1 protein-coding gene is annotated in these 457 nt (G+C 53.4%); it reads right to left on the bottom strand.

All coding sequences use genetic code 11. The annotated features are described in order from the left end of the window. On the bottom strand, positions 1-457 hold a 457-nt coding region (locus LZ463_RS28940), incomplete at both ends, for a cysteine peptidase family C39 domain-containing protein (RefSeq protein ID WP_241459788.1).

The raw sequence follows: 457 nt of genomic DNA, 5'->3' as shown, positions 1-457 counted from the left end.
AACCAATGGCATTCTGGGTGATCATCAGCAGGACGAAGCCAAACACCAGCACTACCAGCAATTCCCTGTCGCCACTGACAATGACTTCATCAATCACAAACTGATTGAACAGGGGTGAGCAGATCGCAAAGATTTCCAGCGCCAAAGCCAGCGCTATGACTTTGACGATGGCAGGACGCAAACCGACGATATGACCAGTCAAATCACTTAAGGCGACTTGTTTCTTTTCGTCTTTGGGTTTGAAGGCAGGGCTGGGGGATAATTCCAGCGCCACGCCGGTAAAATGCGCAGAGGCTTCTTCCACAGTAACCCGGCGCTCGCCCACCGCAGGGTCAAGCAAGACCAGTGACACCCGGCCACGCCAGTCCTTGCGCACGGCTTTGAGGACAACGAAATGATTGAGGTTCCAGTGCAGGATGCAGGGCAAGGCCAGTTGATCAAGCTCATCGAGTTCCAA

The sequence above is a fragment of the Undibacterium paludis genome (genome assembly GCF_022568815.1).
Classification (GTDB): Bacteria; Pseudomonadota; Gammaproteobacteria; order Burkholderiales; family Burkholderiaceae_D; genus Undibacterium.
Note: the sequence above shows the minus strand (reverse complement) of the source record. Positions and strands in the feature narration are given on the sequence as shown.